The sequence below is a fragment of the Maribellus maritimus genome (assembly GCF_022267315.1).
Lineage (GTDB): Bacteria > Bacteroidota > Bacteroidia > Bacteroidales > Prolixibacteraceae > Draconibacterium > Draconibacterium maritimum.
This window is the reverse complement of sequence record NZ_JAIKLE010000043.1, coordinates 1-19,760: the sequence shown is the minus strand read 5'-3', so window position 1 is coordinate 19,760 and position 19,760 is coordinate 1. Positions and strand designations below refer to the sequence as shown.

Annotated in this window: 9 protein-coding genes; 3 read left to right on the top strand and 6 right to left on the bottom strand. The window is 38.1% G+C overall.

What is annotated here, in order from left to right; all coding sequences use genetic code 11:
• Positions 1 to 10: 10 nt before the first annotated feature.
• Entirely contained in the window at positions 11 to 1,357 is a 1,347-nt protein-coding gene (gene purB / locus K5G00_RS24905; protein ID WP_238769228.1) for an adenylosuccinate lyase, read from the bottom strand.
• 349 nt (positions 1,358 to 1,706) lie between these two features.
• On the opposite strand from purB, the gene K5G00_RS24900 reads away from it, so the two are divergent.
• Positions 1,707 to 3,107 carry an NfeD family protein gene (locus tag K5G00_RS24900; RefSeq protein ID WP_238769227.1) on the top strand — a complete coding sequence of 467 codons (1,401 nt, stop codon included), beginning with the start codon at positions 1,707 to 1,709 and terminating at the stop codon, positions 3,105 to 3,107.
• A gap of 168 nt (positions 3,108 to 3,275) precedes the next feature.
• On the opposite strand, the gene K5G00_RS24895 is transcribed toward K5G00_RS24900, so the two are convergent.
• Entirely contained in the window at positions 3,276 to 4,370 is a 1,095-nt protein-coding gene (locus K5G00_RS24895) for a redoxin domain-containing protein (protein ID WP_238769226.1), read from the bottom strand.
• A gap of 160 nt (positions 4,371 to 4,530) precedes the next feature.
• On the opposite strand from K5G00_RS24895, the gene K5G00_RS24890 reads away from it, so the two are divergent.
• On the top strand, positions 4,531 to 5,115 hold the full coding sequence (locus K5G00_RS24890; RefSeq protein ID WP_238769225.1) for a glutamine amidotransferase-related protein: 585 nt from the start codon (positions 4,531 to 4,533) through the stop codon (positions 5,113 to 5,115).
• Between the two features lie 37 nt (positions 5,116 to 5,152).
• Here the strand turns inward: K5G00_RS24890 and asnB are convergent, their stop codons facing one another.
• The 4 genes from asnB to K5G00_RS24870 all read right to left on the bottom strand — a co-directional run bounded on the left by asnB (position 5,153) and on the right by K5G00_RS24870 (position 10,982).
• Positions 5,153 to 6,838 carry an asparagine synthase B gene (gene asnB, locus K5G00_RS24885; RefSeq protein WP_238769224.1) on the bottom strand — a complete coding sequence of 562 codons (1,686 nt, stop codon included), beginning with the start codon at positions 6,836 to 6,838 and terminating at the stop codon, positions 5,153 to 5,155.
• A 759-nt stretch (positions 6,839 to 7,597) separates the two neighbouring features.
• On the bottom strand, positions 7,598 to 8,596 hold the full coding sequence (locus K5G00_RS24880; RefSeq protein ID WP_238769223.1) for an alpha/beta hydrolase: 999 nt from the start codon (positions 8,594 to 8,596) through the stop codon (positions 7,598 to 7,600).
• A 70-nt stretch (positions 8,597 to 8,666) separates the two neighbouring features.
• Positions 8,667 to 9,740, bottom strand: a complete 1,074-nt coding sequence (gene dinB, locus K5G00_RS24875) for a DNA polymerase IV (protein ID WP_262921440.1) — start codon at positions 9,738 to 9,740, stop codon at positions 8,667 to 8,669.
• A gap of 84 nt (positions 9,741 to 9,824) precedes the next feature.
• Positions 9,825 to 10,982, bottom strand: a complete 1,158-nt coding sequence (locus K5G00_RS24870) for an AraC family transcriptional regulator (RefSeq protein WP_238769221.1) — start codon at positions 10,980 to 10,982, stop codon at positions 9,825 to 9,827.
• 291 nt (positions 10,983 to 11,273) lie between these two features.
• On the opposite strand from K5G00_RS24870, the gene K5G00_RS24865 reads away from it, so the two are divergent.
• Positions 11,274 to 19,760 (top strand): GLUG motif-containing protein (locus K5G00_RS24865; RefSeq protein ID WP_238769220.1); only part of this gene is annotated, 8,487 nt, incomplete at its 3' end.

The window sequence follows — 19,760 nt, the reverse complement described above, 5'->3', positions numbered from 1 at the left end:
AAGTTGAACTTTAAAAAATACCGGTATAATTTTGCGGAGTAATTTTTTTCAGTTCAGTTTTTATTTTTTCATCAACAGGAAGAGAATCAACAAAATTGTGAATTGCTTCTTTGTTGATTATGTCATTTTTGCGCGTAAGATCCTTTAATGCTTCATAGGGATTTGGGAAAAACTCACGCCGTAAAATGGTTTGAATAGCTTCTGCGACCACGGCCCAGTTATCTTCCAGATCTTTTTGGATGGCTGTTTCATTCAGCAATAATTTATTTAAGCCTTTTAAAGTAGATTTTATTGCAATAATCGTATGACCAAACGGAACACCTATAAAACGGGTAACTGTTGAATCCGTCAAATCGCGCTGCAAACGTGAAACGGGAAGTTTTGATGCCAACTGCTCAAATCCCGCATTGGCAATTCCTATATTGCCTTCCGAGTTTTCAAAGTCAATGGGATTTACTTTGTGCGGCATAGTTGACGAACCTACTTCTCCTTTTTTAATTTTTTGTTTGAAATAGTTCATCGAAACATAAGTCCATATATCACGATCTAAATCAAGGATAATATTATTTATTCTTTTCAACGCGTCAAAAATAGCGCTATGATTATCGTAATGCGAAATCTGAGTAGTAAACTGGGAACGATTTAAGCCCAGTTTTTCCTTACAGAAGTTATTTGCAAACTCTTCCCAGTTTACAACGGGATAAGCCACAAAATGAGCGTTAAAATTACCCGTAGCGCCACCAAACTTGGCATCAATTGAAATGGATTTCAGATGCACCAGCTGCACCATTATCCGCTCGATAAAAACTCTGATTTCTTTTCCCAATTTTGTTGGAGAAGCAGGTTGACCGTGCGTTTTTGCCAACATCGGAACACTTTTCCATTCAATAGCAAGAGTTAACAGTTTCTCTATCAATTCCTGCAACAGGGGATAGTATTCATTTTCCAAAGCATCCTGAATCGATTTAGGGATAGCGGTATTGTTCGCATCCTGCGAAGTAAGTGCAAAATGTATAAATTCCTTATATTTTCCTAAACCAAGCTTATCAAACTCTTCTTTAATAAAATACTCAACAGCTTTAACATCATGGTTGGTAACACTTTCAATGTCTTTGATGCGCTGTGCATCTTCTACCGAGAAATTTTCATGAAGTTCTCGCAATTTATTCAACTTTTCCTGCGGGATATCTGCAAGCTGTGGAAGCGGAATTTCACAAAGTGAGACAAAATATTCAACCTCGGTAAAAAGCCTGTATTTTATCAGGGCATATTCACTAAAATATTTCCAAAGATTTTCAACCTTGCTGTTGTATCTTCCGTCAACCGGAGAAATGGCCGTTAAAGCATTTAATTTCATTCGATTATCTAATTATTTTTCCTTAAAAAAAAACACAACATAGCTTCCTAACTATGAACAACTTAAGAGAAGCTTTTCAATTCTGTGTTTTATCAGTTTTATTTAATAACCATGCAAATTTAACAAATTAGATGAATATGATTTTTTGATAAATTGAGATTTAACCAACTTTAATAAACAATCCGCTGAAGATAAAATCGGTAAACACGAATCAATCCAAATAAAATGAACAGATACAATTAATAGTTCAATTACTTTTAGCAATTAAAAATATTTCTGAAATTGCATACTAATAAATATGTTGTCGAGCCAATATTAAAAGCAGAACAATAATTTTTCGAAATAACAAATGAAACACCTAAAAAATATTATTCTACTTGTTGCTTTCTTTTCTTGCTTTCCTGCTTTGGGACAGGAAGAAAACGAGAAACTAGTTTATGTTTTCAGCATCAATCAGGAGATAACAAAAGCCACCTGGAGACAAACACAGCAAGCATTTCGGGCTGCAGACACTCTGGACGCCGATCTTTTTCTAATTCACATGAATACATACGGAGGAACAGTTCTAGATGCAGATTCAATCCGGACAAAAATTCTACAAAGCAAAATTCCTGTTTTTGTTTTTATCGATAACAATGCAGCATCTGCCGGCGCATTGATTTCAATTGCCTGTGACAGCATATACATGCGACCGGGAGGAAGCATTGGTGCAGCAACCGTTGTCAATCAAACCGGTCAAGCCATGCCCGACAAATATCAGAGTTACATGCGTTCAACAATGCGCGCAACCGCAGAAGCACACGGAAAAGATACAATTATTTCGAGTGGCGACACAATTTACCAGTGGCGACGTGATCCTAAAATTGCAGAAGCCATGGTTGACGACAGAGTATTTATAGAAGGACTAATTGATACCGGCAAAGTATTAACTTTTACACCAACCGAAGCAATTGAAAATGGCTATTGTGAAGGAACTGCAGAAACCATAGAAGATGTGTTAAACCAGATTGGTATAAAAGAATACAATATTGTCAAATATGAGCCTAGCTGGATTGAGAGAATCATTGGTTGGCTCGTCCACCCTGTTATTTCAGGTATTTTAATAATGGCAATCATCGGAGGAATTTATTTTGAAATGCAATCACCGGGAATCGGATTTCCGCTCGGAGTTGCCATCCTGGCTGCTGTGGCCTATTTTGCTCCTCTGTATCTCGAAGGATTAGCTGCCAATTGGGAAATTGTGGTTTTTATTTTGGGAATAATTTTGGTTGCCGTGGAAATATTTATAATTCCAGGCTTTGGAGTCGCCGGCATACTTGGAGTTCTATTTATTTTTGTTGGATTAGTACTGAGCCTTATCGACAATGTAAATTTTGAATTTGAACATGTTGAATTGCGCGGAGTCGGAATAGCAGTAACAACGGTTGTGCTTGGAATTTTTGGTGGTTTTGTTCTGGCACTTTATCTTGGAAACAGAATATTTTCAGCAAATTCAGGCCCGTTTAAAAATATGGCATTAAAAACGGTTCAAAACAAAAGCGAAGGATACCTCAGTGTTGAAAACTCGTTTCTCGCCTTAAAAGGAAAAACAGGTACTTCAAAAACAGTTTTACGCCCGGGAGGTAAAGTTCTTGTTGACAATGAAGTCTACGATGCAATTGCAGAAAACGGTTTTATTGACAGAGATGAAAAAATAATTATCACAAAAGTTGAAGCAACTCAATTGTATGTGGAAAAAACAGAAGAGTAATCTTATCTTTTTAATCCAGAATCGTTCCGGATAAAAACAAAAAGGCAAGCCTGGGACTACTGGTTATTTTGAAAAAATCAGATTTACCATAGACCAAAAGGATGTTATTGACAAAAAAGCAGAAACAATCTATGCTTCTGCTTGTATATAATTCTTTAATTTTCTGTCTTACTGCTCTAAAAAATCAGCAACAACTTTCCTCAGTTCGTCTCCCCTCTTATTTTTTGCAATTATCTTTCCATTCTTGTCGACCAATAAACTAGATGGAATTGAATTCACAGCATATAATTGCGCAGCTGAATTTTGCCAGTATGACAAATCAGAAACATGCTGCCAGGTCAAATCGTCGTCTTTGATAGCTTTCTGCCAGTCCTCCTTTGTTCTGTCCAGCGAAACTCCGAAGACATTAAAACCTTTATCTTTATATGAGTTGTACACTGAAACCACATTGGGATTTTCGGCCCTGCACGGACCACACCACGCAGCCCAAAAATCAAGAAGTGTCAATTCATTTTGCGAATATACATCAGAAAAGCGCACTGGATTTCCTTCCGGATCATTTTGAGTAAAATCAGGTGCGATCTGACCAACAGCAACCGTTTTTAGTTTTTCTATCCGCTCCTTAAGACCAATAATACTTGGCACTGAGTCCAGCTTTGGATCCAACACCTCAACCATCTCAACCAACTCATCCAAGTCTTTCGAATACTGAACATTTGAGATAAAATACGGTGTTACATATGAACCCGGATTATTTTTAATAAAATCATCCTGCATTTGATTTGCTCTTTCATAAATCTCATTTACCTTATCCATCAATTCTTCAGCTTTTGCAGTATCTCGCTGCATCAACGATTCCCGTGACTGCTGATAAAGAGCCATGTATTCATTAGAAAGCTCCTTTATCTGCTTATCTATTTCTTTATACTCATCATGCGTTTTTGAACCGGTCACCTGAACATTATCCAATGAATCAACCGCCCCAGTTACTGTCATTTTAGAATTCTCAACAAAAATCAACATCTTATTTCTTTGTCCCAAAAATGACAGGTAATAATCTCCTGGTCGCTCCACTTCCCCCTTCAACACAGCCACTCCGTTAACAACATTTGCTGTATCAACAGAAATCCAGGCATCTGTTCCACGTTGTTCCAACAGCATTTGGCCTTCCGCACCGTTAATATCCACTGTTATCTCAAAACCTTTTTGTTGAGTGCAGGCAAAAATCACACTTCCTAAAACCAAAATCCAAATTTTTTTCATAATAATTATTATTTTGTTATTTTATACTTTCTATACGAACCCTTTCTATTTGTCTTTCAAACAACTAAAATATAACTTAAAACCAATTAAAATTGATAAATGAGTTTTTTTTGAATAAGATTTGAATAATTTCTCTTCTCGTTCTTAATTTGTAGTTGAAATGAATAATTTAAAAAATATTTTAATTGTAAACAGTGCTGAACCGGGAATCAGAGAATTCACAGTCCCACTGGAAAAAATTGTTCAGAAAGCAGGTCTGAATACTGTAACGATAGAATACAAGGATTGTATAAACTTTAATCTCAAAAAAACAAAAGGAGTTATTATTTCAGGATCACCACAAGGAAATGACATTGTTGAACACCATCTTCCCTATTTTGAATGGCTAAAAAGTTACAAACAGCCCATACTGGGTATTTGCGCCGGACATCACATTACAGCTTTTATGAATGGCGCAAAAATATTAAGAAGCAAAGAACCGGAATCAGGTGACTTTTTAGTCAAAATTATCAAAGAGGACGAGCTGCTCATCAACCTCCCGGGTGAACTAAAAGTAAAACAAATGCACAACGATTCCGTAACACTACCGGATAACTTTGACTTATTGGCTACTTCAAAAACATGTAAAAACCAACTAATGAGACACAAAAAGTATCAATGGTACACTTGTCAATTTCACCCGGAGTATTACAACCACGACCTGATAGAAAATTTCCTGGAGATATGTAAAAAAACTGCCGTCTGAAAAACAGACGGCAGTTATACATTTAAACTATTTCATCCTATTTTTTAATATCGTCAAATAATGCTCCTTTTGAATGAACATTACTTACAGCCCGGCCTGAAGGATCCGCATTTCCCTGAAAAGCTGCATCCCAAAGCAAGGCAGTTTCAGTACTGCACGCAATTGATGGAACGGAAGGAACACACGATGCCGCCTGATCCGACGGAAAATGTTCGCTAAAAATTGATCGATACATATACTCTTCTTTATTCATTGGTGTATTCACAGGAAAGCGATACTTCGCATTGGCCATCATTTCATTTGTAACCTGCTCGCCTGCAATCTTTTTCAGTGTATCAATCCATCCATATCCAACGCCATCTGAGAATTGTTCCTTTTGTCTCCACGCAACACTTTCCGGCAAAATATTTTCAAAACCTTTCCTCAGACACCATTTTTCCATTTTACCATCCTTTGCCATTTTTTGCTCCGGATTAAAACGCATTGCCACATCAATAAACTCCTTATCCAAAAAAGGCACACGACCTTCAACTCCCCAAGCGGCCAGGGATTTATTTGCGCGCAAACAATCATATTGATGCAACCTGCTTACTTTCCTCACACTTTCATTGTGAAATTCTTCTGCATTTGGTGCTTTGTGAAAATACAGATAGCCACCAAAAATCTCATCTGCTCCTTCGCCGGTAAGTACCATTTTTATCCCCATCGATTTGATTACACGCGCAAGCATGTACATTGGAGTTGATGCACGCACCGTTGTAACATCATAGGTTTCAATATGATAAATCACATCCCGAATAGCATCCAAACCTTCCTGAATCGTATAATGAATTTCGTGATGAACAGTACCAATATAATCAGCAACTTTTTTTGCTGCCTCAAGATCCGGTGAACCTTCCAAGCCAATTACAAACGAATGTAACTGAGGCCACCATGCATCTTTTTCATCACCATCTTCAACTCTCTTACCTGAATATTTTTTTGCTAAAGCCGATGTTATTGAAGAATCCAGACCACCCGAAAGCAGAACTCCGTATGGAACATCAGACATCAACTGACGATGAACTGCATCCTCAAGCGACTTGGCAAGCTCACCTATATCTGCCGGATTATCTTTTACATTTTCATATTCTGTCCACTCCCTGTTGTACCAACGCTTCACTTCTCCATCTTTACTGTATAAATAATGTGCTGGTGGAAATTCCTGAATTTTGGTGCAATACCCTTCTAACGATTTTAATTCGGAGCCAACATAAAAATTACCAAATTTATCCCACCCCATATACAGCGGAATAATTCCAATATGGTCGCGGGCAATCAAATAAGCATCCTCTTCTTCATCGTATAAAGCAAAAGCAAAAATCCCATTCATTTCATCCAAAAATTTTTCCTTTTTATCCCGATACAAAGCCAGAATCACCTCACAATCAGAACCAGTAAGAAAATCATATTTCCCCTCATATTTTCTACGAATCTCGCGGTGATTATAGATTTCGCCATTTACTCCTAAAATTAACTTTCCATCCTTACTATACAATGGTTGTCCTCCCGATTCGGGATCAACAATGGAAAGTCTCTCATGCGCAATTATCGCTTTATCTCCGCAATAAATACCTGACCAATCGGGTCCGCGATGACGAACTTTTTTTGACATCTCCAAAACACTTGGTCTCAAAGTCTGAGCGTCAGTTTTTAAATCAAACGCACCTATTATTCCACACATGCTATTTAAAATTTATTTTATCAAATTTAATTTCTCGCCAAAAATAATCACTTTGTTAATATTTCAAAATATTTATTGACACTTTTCCATCATTAATAACACAAACAATACAAAATAAAATTTTTAATGGCATTTCAACATCTTTTTTACAAAAAGACATTTTTTTCTCTGGCACCCCATTCTATTCAGGTCGTTTCTCTAAAATAGATAAAAATTTTCAAGTCCCCCTTTCTCCTACCCCCCCTGATAACAATTTTATGTATTTTTTTCGACACCAGTAGCAATCAAAGAAATTACCATTTTTTCGAAAATTGCCTACAAAAATTTAAAATCTATTTTATAAACAAATTTCTACAATCCTATATCTTAAAACTCTTTTTATAATCAAATTCAATTTTGGAAGGCTTATTAGCTCATTTCACGTTAAGAACAGCGTTATAATATTTTACTCAAACATATATCAATCTCATTACCAGAGGCTTATTTTACAATAAAATGATTCAACAAACCCCCTCCACCAAAACGTAACTTATACAATATCAGAAACTTAATATTACCAATATGTTAAATCGGTACAATATCTGTAAAAACAAAAATCTTCTTCCAGCAGCATTCATAATTTTATTCGAAGAATTAGAGAAAACAGAAGTATATCTGTATAAAATATGATTATTAAGTGAATAAGACATTCTACTTGTTGAAGTAGATGCAATTAATGGTTTAGTTTGTAAGCCTTGCTGTTGAGCAAGGCTTCTCTTTTTATTTCAAATTCATAATTTCGTCTCCAAACGCGATGGTTTCGTTCAAAACTTCGTTAACACATCCTGAACTCAGCTCGCAAGCAATAACATGATCACCTGCCTCAGGAAAAGCCTTCCTGACTTTTCTATCCGCAGTAGTTCCCAGCTGTTCGAACATCTTTAACATTGCGCTTACCTTAACTGTTTTATCCTGATTATTTTCATCCTTATAATAGTATCCCAGAAAGACAGGAGCCGTAACATTTTTATAGGTTTCCTTTTTCATGGTTGCTTCTACCAATTGTTGCAAATAGACCAATGCTTCCACTCTGTATCTGCAATCCCAGTACTGACATTCTTTTGAACCAAAATCCTGATTTGTAACCCTGTATTTTCCTTCATTAACTTTTCTTCCTATTTGCAGCCCCCAGGGTTTTGACAAAATAAATGCAGCATTATTATTTATCCTGATGTTGGGAGAATAGAGAATTAAGCCTTCAACATATTCAGGAAAATCAGCCGCTAACTTCAAAGCCAATGTTCCACCTGTTGAAGTGCTCATTATTATCACCTTTTTCCCAATACTCCGCGCCACCATCAATGCATTTTTCGCTGACTCCCAAATCCGAACAGGAGTCATATCAATCAAAGGATCTTCTGTTTCAATACCATGCGAAGCAAGACGTGGAATGTATAAATTAAAACCAAAATGTTTTGCAAAATTTACATGAGTTGGGTAACCTTCATACCACGATGCTGAAAAACCATGAAGATACAGTACTGCATATTCAGTTCTCTCACGGGCAGAGTCGTTTGCCCAGAATATGCGGGATTCATTATCCGGTTTTAATGTAAGTCCTTCATCATTTTTTCTTACATAATCATCAACGGTTGACAAGCTTGCAGAAATCGAGGGTAAATTTTTGTTTAGGTCCGGCTTTGGAGGTTTGGGGCCTAAAAGATAAACTACAATGAGCAATAGGAACAAAATTCCTAAAAAGCGTTTAAATCGTTTCATGAACATCTATTTTTGGCATTAAATTACGACTAAAAATTCCTTCCCCAAATAAACGGGGCAAAATTCCTTTCTAAAATTTAATAGTTAACTGAACTGGTTTTGAAATCTGCTCATCGATAAAATTTGAGAGCGTTAAACCCATTAAACGTATTCCTTTTTCAAAATTCTCGCCCGAAAATAAAAGCTGGTCACTTTCCGTTACTAACTGCTCTTTGGATACAAAATAGTCCTGAACCGTGTGACTCCTGGTGTGTTGTTCAAAATCGGAATATTTGTATTTAAGTGTTAATGTTTTTGCTTTGGCTTTTGTTCGTTCATAACGTCCCCACAAAATATCGGCAATTTTTAGCATTTCGGTTTCCAACTCTTCATCTTCAAACAAATCGGTGAAAAAAGTTTGCTCGGCACCAACCGATTTTCTTTCTCTTGAAGGCTGCACTTGTCGATGGTCCTCTCCCCTGCAAATTTCATAATAGTAATTTCCGGCTTTACCAAATAAACGCGTCAGTTCCAGTCGGTCAATTCTTTTGAGATCACGGCCAAACCAAATACCCATATTATTAAGTTTTGCCGCTGTAACTTTTCCTATCCCGAAGAATTTGCGCACCTCCAAATCATCAATAAAAGCCTGTGCATCTTTTGGCGTAACCACAAAAAGCCCGTTGGGTTTATTTACATCGGAGGCTACTTTTGCAAGGAATTTATTATATGAAACTCCGGCGGAAGCGATTAACTGTGTTTCTTCCAGAATTCGTTGCTTTATTTCCTTGGCGATAAGTGTTGCCGATGGTTTTCCCTTTTTGGCATAAGTAACATCCAGATAAGCCTCGTCGAGCGAAAGTGGTTCTACCAAATCAGTATATTCAAAAAAAATCTCCCGAATCTGATTGGAAACTTCTTTATACCGATGGAAACGTGGTTTTACAAAAATAAGATCAGGACATTTCCTTTTGGCCACCCGGGAAGATAACGCTGATCGAACTCCATATTTTCGGGCTTCATAACTGGCTGCCGCCACTACTCCCCTGTCGCTCGATCCACCAACTGCCACGGGTTTTCCTTTCAGCTCCGGGTTATCCCGCTGTTCAACAGATGCATAAAACGCATCCATGTCGATGTGAATTATTTTACGGTTTATTGACAAGCCTTTAAATATTCTCCGGTAAAAATTTTTGAAATCTACATTGTTAAAAAAACAATTCCTCAATAAAAATAAGAGTTTAAAATATTATCTACGCTGTGTTTTCTTATTAACCTTTTCCAGATAATTTGTAGGTGTCTCCCCGGCAATCTCTTTAAAAACACGGTAAAATGTGGAACGGGCTTTAAATCCTGATTTAGAAATGACTGATTCTATAACATAATTGTCAGGAAGTTCTGTCAACAGCTGCTTACTTCTTTCTATTCGAAAATAGTTTACAAACATGTAAAAATTTTCAGAACCTTGTTCTCTTATAATTTGAGAGAGTTTATTTTTTGAAATATTCAGGCTATCGGCCAAATCCTTGAACGAAAGTTCCGGGTTTAAATAAAACTCGTTTTCCAAAAATTTTTCTAAAATTTCATTGAATTCGTCCTCTTTTGCTGAAGTCTTAACAAATTGGATATCACCTTTATCCATAACACTACTCCCTTGCTGAGAAAAAGAAGTAGATAACTCGCCTTGCTGCAGTGCATGGATAAAAAAGAAAAATGCATAAAAAATGAGAAAAATATAAAACAGTACGAGTACGATAGACGAGCTATAAATTCCCAACAAGCCAAATCCTTCAAAAAAAACTTCGAAAGGCATCATGAATACCACCCATCTAATCCATACAGCATTTGTGTTCTTCAGTAACGAAGAATTCTTTTTAATCGTTTTTATGTAACTTTTATATAATCTGTAAATTAAAAAAGGATAGATAAAAGCTTGTAAAAACAAAAAGACACGACATGTAACGGCCAAAATATTATGGCGGGGACTATCTTCCCATATCATCCGAACAGAAGATTTTAAGGTCTCATCACTCTGTCCTACAATATCAGAAGCATGCCCGGGAACCAAAATCAATGCGAGAACAATATTTACAAATAAAGGGATAAAATGCCATAAGTCTTTTTTTCCAATCCTTTTATCTTGTTCCGACAATTTTTCAAGATATAAATATGTAAGCGGTATTAAAGATACACGCAAAGGCCCTGTCAAATATGCGGTCCACGATATATCGGCATGAAACATAAGTAGAGCCGGACCGACAGAAAGTAATCCCCGGAAAAAAAAAGATAAGTATAAATAAAACAGCCCTTTCTTTTTTTGTATTCTGCCAACCGTAAAAAGAAGTACCGTAAAAGAGAAATACAGTACCAGCAAAATCATAAAAAAAACAGCAACTACGGAATTCATTCTAATTTATCTTGCTTTTTAGTGTGCTAACAAAAATGTAAAATTTGTTCATAGAACTCTACATAAAAATAAAAAGGTTTTACTTAAGTAATCAACAATTTTAAAGACAACACCCACCGCCACCACATAAAACCATGATAATCAACAATTTTAAATACCAGCTACGATTATTGAGACATGTTTAAATATTTAGTGAGACACACAAAATTTGCATACAATTCTAGCTTGTTTCATCTTTAATTCTGTTAAAAGCAAACCTTTTTTATAGTCTACAAAACCAAAATCGGAATAATGAAATTATACTATCTCCAATTCATCGTTTTCTTTTTGATTATTCAATGTAATACTTTTGCCCAAACAGCAATAGCGCCGTTAGGAGACGGTTCAACGAACAATCCTTACCAGATTGCGTCGCTGGAAAACCTGTACTGGATTTCACAAAATTATGACCAGTGGGACAAAAACTATATACAAAATTCAAATATCGATGCCTCTTCTACCCAAAATTGGACAAATGGCTTTACCCCAATCGGCAATTCCGACCGGTATTTTACGGGGACATACGACGGACAGGATTATACCATCAATAACTTAAGCATAAGTAATCAAACCTACTACAGTGGTTTATTTGGCCAGGCAGAAAATGCATCATTCAGCCGGATTGGACTGACAAATGTGGATATTGAAGGAAGAGCATGTGGCTCTTTAGCTTCACAGATAACCGGATGCCATGTTTATAAATGCTATTCTACAGGTTCAATATTAGGCAGCAGTGGGGGAGGATTACTAGGGACAATCTATAATTCATCATTGGTGAATTGTTACAGCGAATGTAACTTCAACAGTTCAAATGAATCATCCAGTAGTAGTGTCTATTTAGGAGGATTGGCCTCATCAATAACATCTTCAACATTAATAAGATGCCATAGTAAAGGGAAAGTTTCCCCTTCCTCCAGGGGTACGATGTATTTGGGGGGATTTGCAGGATCCGTTTCATCCAGTACTATTGACAACTGTTACAGCACATCTGAAGTAGGTACATCACATAGGTCCTATGGAGGGGGTTTTATTGCTTATGCCAAGAATAATGTTATAACCAACTGTTATTCGACAGGAAAAATCTCTGGAAGCAATGTGAGGGCTGTTAGTAGTTTTATTGGCTATAATGGGGCAGGTAGCAGTGTTGCAAATTGTTACTGTTCGGGGAGGTTAACTTATACTTACACATCTGACAAATATGGTTTTATTTACGAAAATTATTCTACCCTGGTAAGCAATAACTTTTACGACAGAAATATGGTAGGATGGAGCACGGGGATTGGCGGAGGAGTTACTACTGGGGTTATAGCCCTGACAACAACAGAGATGAAAACAAAGTCGAATTTTACAGATGCAGGATGGGACTTTGCCGGCGAAACAGCCAATGGAAGCAACGATTACTGGGAAATGGACAGTGAAACAAATAACGGCTACCCATTTTTAAGTTATACGGAAGACCTGCAAACGGCACCGGAAATTCAGACCGGAATTTCGGTTGAAACCGATGATAGTTTAATTTTTACGATTAACCTGCTCAGGGGTGATGGGGAAAAGGTAGTTGTTTTTATGAAAGAAACATCATCAGGAAACATCATCCCCGATGATAATACAACTTATACGGGAGATACAGATTTTCGCAACGGCACCCAATTGGGCGATGGATGGTTTTGCATTTACAACGGCATAGATGTGGATGTAACAATTGCAGGCTTAAAAAAAAATACCGGTTACACAATACAGGCATTCGAATACATGGGGGAACCGGGAAACGAAGTATATCTGAAAACAACCACCTCAGAAAACCCCTTTACTTTTAACACCGGGAGAGCTTTTTTTGCCGGGGGCAATGGTTCCGAAGAAAATCCGTACCAAGTACAAAATCTGTGGCATTTAAACAATGTGCGGAAATTTTTGAATGCCAATTATATCCAAACTGCCAACATAGATGCTTCATCAACAAATTCATGGAATAGTGGAAAAGGATGGGAACCAATCGGAGATTCAAACGACAAATTTTGTGGTTCATACAACGGACAGGGATACTCAATTGACAGCTTATTTATTAACCGCCCCAACGAGAATAATATCGGTCTCTTCGGAAATTACTATTTTATCGGAGATGATACAGGAATACTTAAAAACTTAAAAGTAACCGGGTGTAAAGTTACAGGGTATCAATATGTGGGAATATTATGCGGACGTGCCGATGGAGTGGATATTACAAATTGTCAGGTATCAGGTGAGTTAACCGGGGAAAAATATACCGGTGGATTGGCAGGCTATTACTATTCCAAATACGAGGGAGTTTTTCAAAGTTCGGCCAATGTAATTTTAAATTCCGATAGTGAATATACCGGCGGGTTATTTGGCCAGATCAGAAGTTCTGCCATTAGAGCATGTTATGCCAGAGTATCTTCTAACAGTTCAGCATCTTACGGAGGATTGGCTGGTTATATGGATGATAACACTGTGGTTGATTGTTATGCCACGGGGGTATGTTTGACCGGCGGATTGGTAAGCCCGGCATCCTCTGCCGCACATGATAATACTTTTGAGAATTGCTATTCAAATCTTTTTGGGGGAACAAAAACATATTTAACGGGCACATATTCATTTAATCAGAATACAAGAATTAACTATTATTACGATGAAGCCCTCACATTTTCGGTTTTGGCAGGGAAAAGCTCACCTGAAATGAAAATGGTTGACACTTATTCCAACTGGGATATTGACGACACCGGAAATGCCACCTGGACCATCAACAAAAACAACAACGGCTATCCTTACCTCTCATGGCAACAAGATGTAAAAACACCGACTGAATATTTTGCCGGGGGTGATGGTTCTGTGGCAAATCCTTATCAAGTGGCAACGGCACAGCAATTGCATAATGTATATCATTATCCCGATGCCCATTTTATCCAAACCGCCGACATCAATCTTAATGTTTTTCCTTTTAACCAGGAAGGCGGTTGGCTGCCCATTGGTAACGAAGACTATATTTTTAACGGGACTTACAACGGAAACGGATATACAATCGATAGTTTAATGATTAGCGTTAGCGATGACAGACAAACCGAATATTTTGGGCTGTTTGGGTATGCAGGGGCTGCCACTTTAAAAAACATTAAACTCACCAATATTGAGATTGATATGTCCAGTCATTACCAATCAAGTAATAGCCTTTACACAGGAGGATTGGCAGGATACGTGCTGGGAACAAATGGACAGTATGCCGAAATATCCAATTGTAATATAGCCGGAACAGTAAATAATACTTTTTATCCGTACTCCTATACCGGTGGAGTAATTTCTTCTGCGAGATACCTCAATGTAAAACAAACATCGTTTAAAGGAACGGTTATCTCAAGGTATGCAGCGGGTTTCGCTTATTCGTTATATTACTCAAATATAAACGAAAGTTGTGTTAAGGCTGAAATAACCAGTTCTTCCAAAGATGGGGTAGGTTTTTGTGGTAGTTTAAATAACTCAGCCGTCAGTAATTGTTATGTGACCGGCAGTTTTACCGAAGACAGCGACAGAAACTCCTATGGATTTAATGCTGGAAGTAAATCCTCTCTGACTAATTGTTACGCAGCCATGTCTGTTGCGACAGGAAATTTTTATGGATATAATTCTTCTGATAGTTTAACAGCTTGTTTTTGGGACACCGAATTAGGTAACAACACCGAAGTCGTTCAGGGCATTGGCCTCAGTACCAAATTTATGACTACAAAATCTACGTTCCTAAGTTACAAATGGAACTTTGATTCTATATGGGGAATAAACGGAGACGAAAACAACGGCTATCCCTTTCTTCAGTTTGAGGGATCCACCAATTCTGCGGACACGCTTCTCTTTGCTGGTGGCGATGGCTCCAAAGGTAACCCCTACCTGATTGCTACCCCCCTTCAACTTTACAATGTGCGCAACGACTTGAAGGCTCACTATCGCCAGGTTGCTGATATCGATCTGAGTGTTTACCCTAACTGGCTGCCCATTGGTGGTAATAATAACCCGTTTAAAGGAACATACGATGGCAACGGTTTTACAATAAGTAATCTTACTATTGAGAGTAATCCAACACAATATGCAGGGCTTTTTTCTTATACTGATTCCGCTAAAGTTTACAACATCCGCCTGGATAGCCTGACCATAATTAATGTTGAGGTTTATTCAGGGGGCTTAACCGGATATGCCAATGCAAGTACTTTTACCGATATTGTTATATCAAACGACAGTATCAACAACAATTGTACATCCGGCGGGGTGGCAGGGTATTCCGTTAACTCTGCTTATAATCGATGCTCCACTAACGGATATATTGAGAACGTATCGCGCAGTTATTATAGTGAAGGTGCCGGAGGGTTGATTGGCTATAGCACAGCTGATACAATACACGATTGCCATTCATCTGCAATTGTTTCAGGTTATAGTTATATAGGAGGACTTATTGGACATGTTTTAGAAGGAAAAATTACCAATAGTTCCGCAACCGGAAACATTCGACCATCGTCATCTACGTCGGGAGGATTTATCGGTTATAGCAAAGATTGTAATATTTCTTTCTGCTTTGCATCTGGAGATATTATTACAGATGAAACGAAATTAAGCTATGCAGGCGGATTTGTCGGCCGGATGAATAGCGGGAACCTAGCAAAAAACTGTTATGCCACCGGAAATCTAAATTCAGGAACCTCCTACAACAATGCTTATATTGGCGGCTTTTGCGGATCTGGTTCTACAGACACATTGTACAACTGTTATTCCGTAGGTTATGTATTAGGTAGCAATAGTTATAATTCAACAACCCAGGGGTTTATCGGAAGTAGTGGCTTCTACGGAGAACAATATAATTGTTTTTTCGACAAAACAACTTCAGGTAAAAGCTATGATGGAGGAAGTGCTACAGGCAAAACAACAGACGAAATGCAAGAGTCGGCAATCTACCTCCGCGCCGGATGGGACTTTTTAAATGAAACAGCTAATGGCAACAATGATTATTGGGGAATTAACAAAACTGAAAATGACGAATATCCGTTTTTGGCATGGCAGGGATATGTAAATATTCCCAGAGACAGCCGTTTTTACGTAAAACATGATGCGGGGGGAGCTGCTAATGGCAAATCGTGGATTAATGCTTTTACAAGTCTTACCATCGCTTTAACTTATGTAGTGCCCGGCGATACCATTTGGGTGGCAGAGGGGACTTATTCACCGGACGGCACTGCTACTTACAGGAATTTTTCTCTTAGCGACGGAATAACACTGCTTGGGGGTTTTGAAGGAACAGAAACTGTCCCAAAACAGAGAGATTGGGACGAGCATCAGGTTATTCTTACAGGAGGAACGCGATCTGTCGTATATATGAACAATATCTCTGCCTGTACTATAGATGGGTTTACTATTCGTTCCGGTGTAAACAACTATTCTAATGATTATGGTGGCGGTGGAATATACAAATACAATGGAAGCGGTACTTTTATAATAAGAAACTGCACGTTCAAAGAAAATACAGCAGAACAAGGAGGGGCTGTTTGTCAATACAATACAAGACGAAGGGATATTACTGCTACCAAAATGGTGTTGGAAAACTGCATTTTCATTCAAAATAGCACAACCACAACTAGCTACAAATACTATGGCGGGGCTGTTGCCAATATTTCGGAATATTCTGACTCTGCTAAAATGGTAATGCGAAATTGCCTTTTTACAGAAAACAAAGCTTATAAAGCGAGTGCTGTTTATAGCATTGGTTCAAATTCCAATTTAAAAATTATTAACAGTACATTTTACAATAACTTTTCAGGTAATAGTACGCTTGATAGCTACAATACCACAATTATAAATTCCATTTTCTATGCAAACTCTTTTTCATCAACCTCAGGGCGTGATATTTACAAAAACAATTCGAATGAATTCAGTGTATCGTATAGCAACATAGAAGGAAGCGGAGGTAGCGATAACTGGGACTCTGATTATGGTACCGATGACGGCAACAACATAGACAAAGATCCTTTCTGGACAGATGCAGATAACGACGATTTAAACCCGACAAAATATTCGTGGTGTGTTGATACCGGCACGCCCGACACCACCGGTTTGAACCTGCCTGAAACAGACCTGAAAGGGAATCCCCGTATTTATCAGGGAAATTCATTACGTGTAGATATGGGCGCCTATGAGTGTCAGAACGATCGAAATTACGCGCCTTACCCCCCAGCAAACAACGTAACTTTTTCAGAAAGTACCGATAGTACCATGCGTATTTCGTGGTCTCCGGGTGAAGGCGACCAATTTCTTGTTTTCCTAAGTGCCGACACAACCAGATTTGCTTCCCCTGAAAACAATAAAAGCTATCTTTCCAACACACAATTCCTACAGGGAGATCAAATTGAAAACTCCGGATGGTATGCCGTGTACGATGGCGCTGATACTACTTTTATCGTAACAGGTCTTGATACAGCTGTTAATTACAAGGCACATGTTATAGCGCATTACACCGGGAAACTGGTTTACAATTGCGACTCAGCAAGTGGTAATCCGGCAATATCAACCCGATGCGTCACAAATAATAATAACTCAGGAGCAGGATCGTTGAACCAGGCAATTGAGGAAGCAAGATCCGGGGCAAAAACCATTTGTTTCAACTTGCCGGAAGGAAAAGACACAATCGTATTAAGTGAACAAATTGAACTTAGAAAAGCCGTTACTTTTGAAGGAAGAAACCGCTCAGGAAGCGGAACAAATATAACCATAACTGTTCCCGAACCCGGGGTGTCAACCTGGAGAGCATTCTATGTTCGTACCACCTGCACCATAAAAAACATGACAATTACGGGAGGTTCAGTCAACAACGGAGGGGCAATGTATATTTATAGTGGTAAAACCACCCTTAAGAATGTAACTGTTTCCAATTCCAAATCAACACAAAATGGTGGTGGAATATATGCAAACAGTGATTTAATTCTTGAAAATTGCAAAGTTGTTGGAAACACAGCCAGTTCCGTAGGCGGCGGGATATTTAACCGAGATTATCTTTATATAATCAATAGCTCAGTAAGTAATAATTCATCCAGTTATGGAGCAGGGATTTATAATTCTTCCAATTTGTATATTTACAACACCACTATAAATAAGAATGAAGCATCGGGCTATGGTGGAGGAATTTACAATAACAGTACGATTACAAATTCGAGCAACAATACCATTGTTGAAAATACAGCCAATTTGGGTGGAGGAATCTACAACAGGTACAGAATACGAAAACTGTCATTCAATACCATCAGCAGGAATAAGGCAACTTCAGGAAGCGGTATTTACCAGGATAATTCCAGCAGCGAACTAACTATTCAAAACACGATATTGGCCAATAACTATTCTGAAACAGGGAGAAAGGATGACTATTATGGGAAATATGGTGAGTTAACTGACAATGGTTACAATATTATAGGAAGTCAGGATTATTATCCATCTTCTTCCTCTCCAAAATTTACACTGTCTTCCAACGAAAATATTTATCACCAGGGAACGATATGGAAAAAGGGAACAGAAAAATTAAACAACCAAAAGTTAGGCTTGGATTCTGTTTTAACCGACAACGGAGGGGCAACATTCACGCTGACCCTTTCCGACAGCAGTTTTGCTGCGGGTGCTGGTATCACTGATGACAATGTGGCGTATGACCAACGTGGCGTATTACGTACCGAGCCCCCAACAATTGGAGCTTTCGGTATCGAGGGTTCTATTCCGGGTGCCGTCACAAAACCGGCCACCGATATTACCGCCGAGAATATTACATTAAACGGAACCGTAAATCCCAATGGTTATGCAACATCTATCACTTTTGAATATGGAAAAACCGAAAGTTACGGGAATACTATAATTGCTTTGCAAAGTCCGGTTTCCGGTTTTGGGGAAATTGAAATTGCAGAGATAATTTCGGGGCTTGATGCCGATGAAACCTACCACTATAGAATTGTTGCAGAAAATACCATCGGAAAAATATATGGTGAAGATGTAAGTTTTAAAACGGCCCGGCCGGAAATCAGCTTTTTTGGAAATTCAACAGAAATAACTAACGGAGATAACACAACCAATACTTTAAATGGAACAAATTTCGAAAGTATTTTAGTCAATACTCCAAAAACTTTCTCTTTTTTGATAAAAAATTCCGGCACCGGTCCGCTTCAATTAACGGGGACTTCTTTAATCAAAATTATTGGTAGCGACAGCCTCTGTTTTTCAGTATCTAAGTACCCGGCAAAAAGTATTGTCGCAAACGACACGTCTACTTTTGAAATTACATTCACACCAGATACTATTCGTTCATTCTCTGCTTCTTTAAAAATTGAAAATAATGTTCCTGAAAACAATCCGTTTATATTTTCAGTAAGCGGTTCCGGAATTGATACTATCCCCCCCGTTTTTACCGAAACACCACCGAGCAACACATTACAAAGCTGTGATGCTGTAACAGATGCAGTAACCTTAACTGCCACTGACAATTTTGATACTGAAGTGGATATTGATTTTAGTGAAGTCTACTCTGATAGCCTTTGTGATAACAGTTACACCATCACCAGAAAGTGGACAGCTACCGACAACTGCGGAAACAAAACTTCACACACGCAGGTAGTAACTATACAGGATACGATTTCACCGGTATTTGTGGAATCGCTGCCTGCTGACACGACACAAAACTGTGATGCCGTAACAGTCGCAGCCACTTTAACTGCT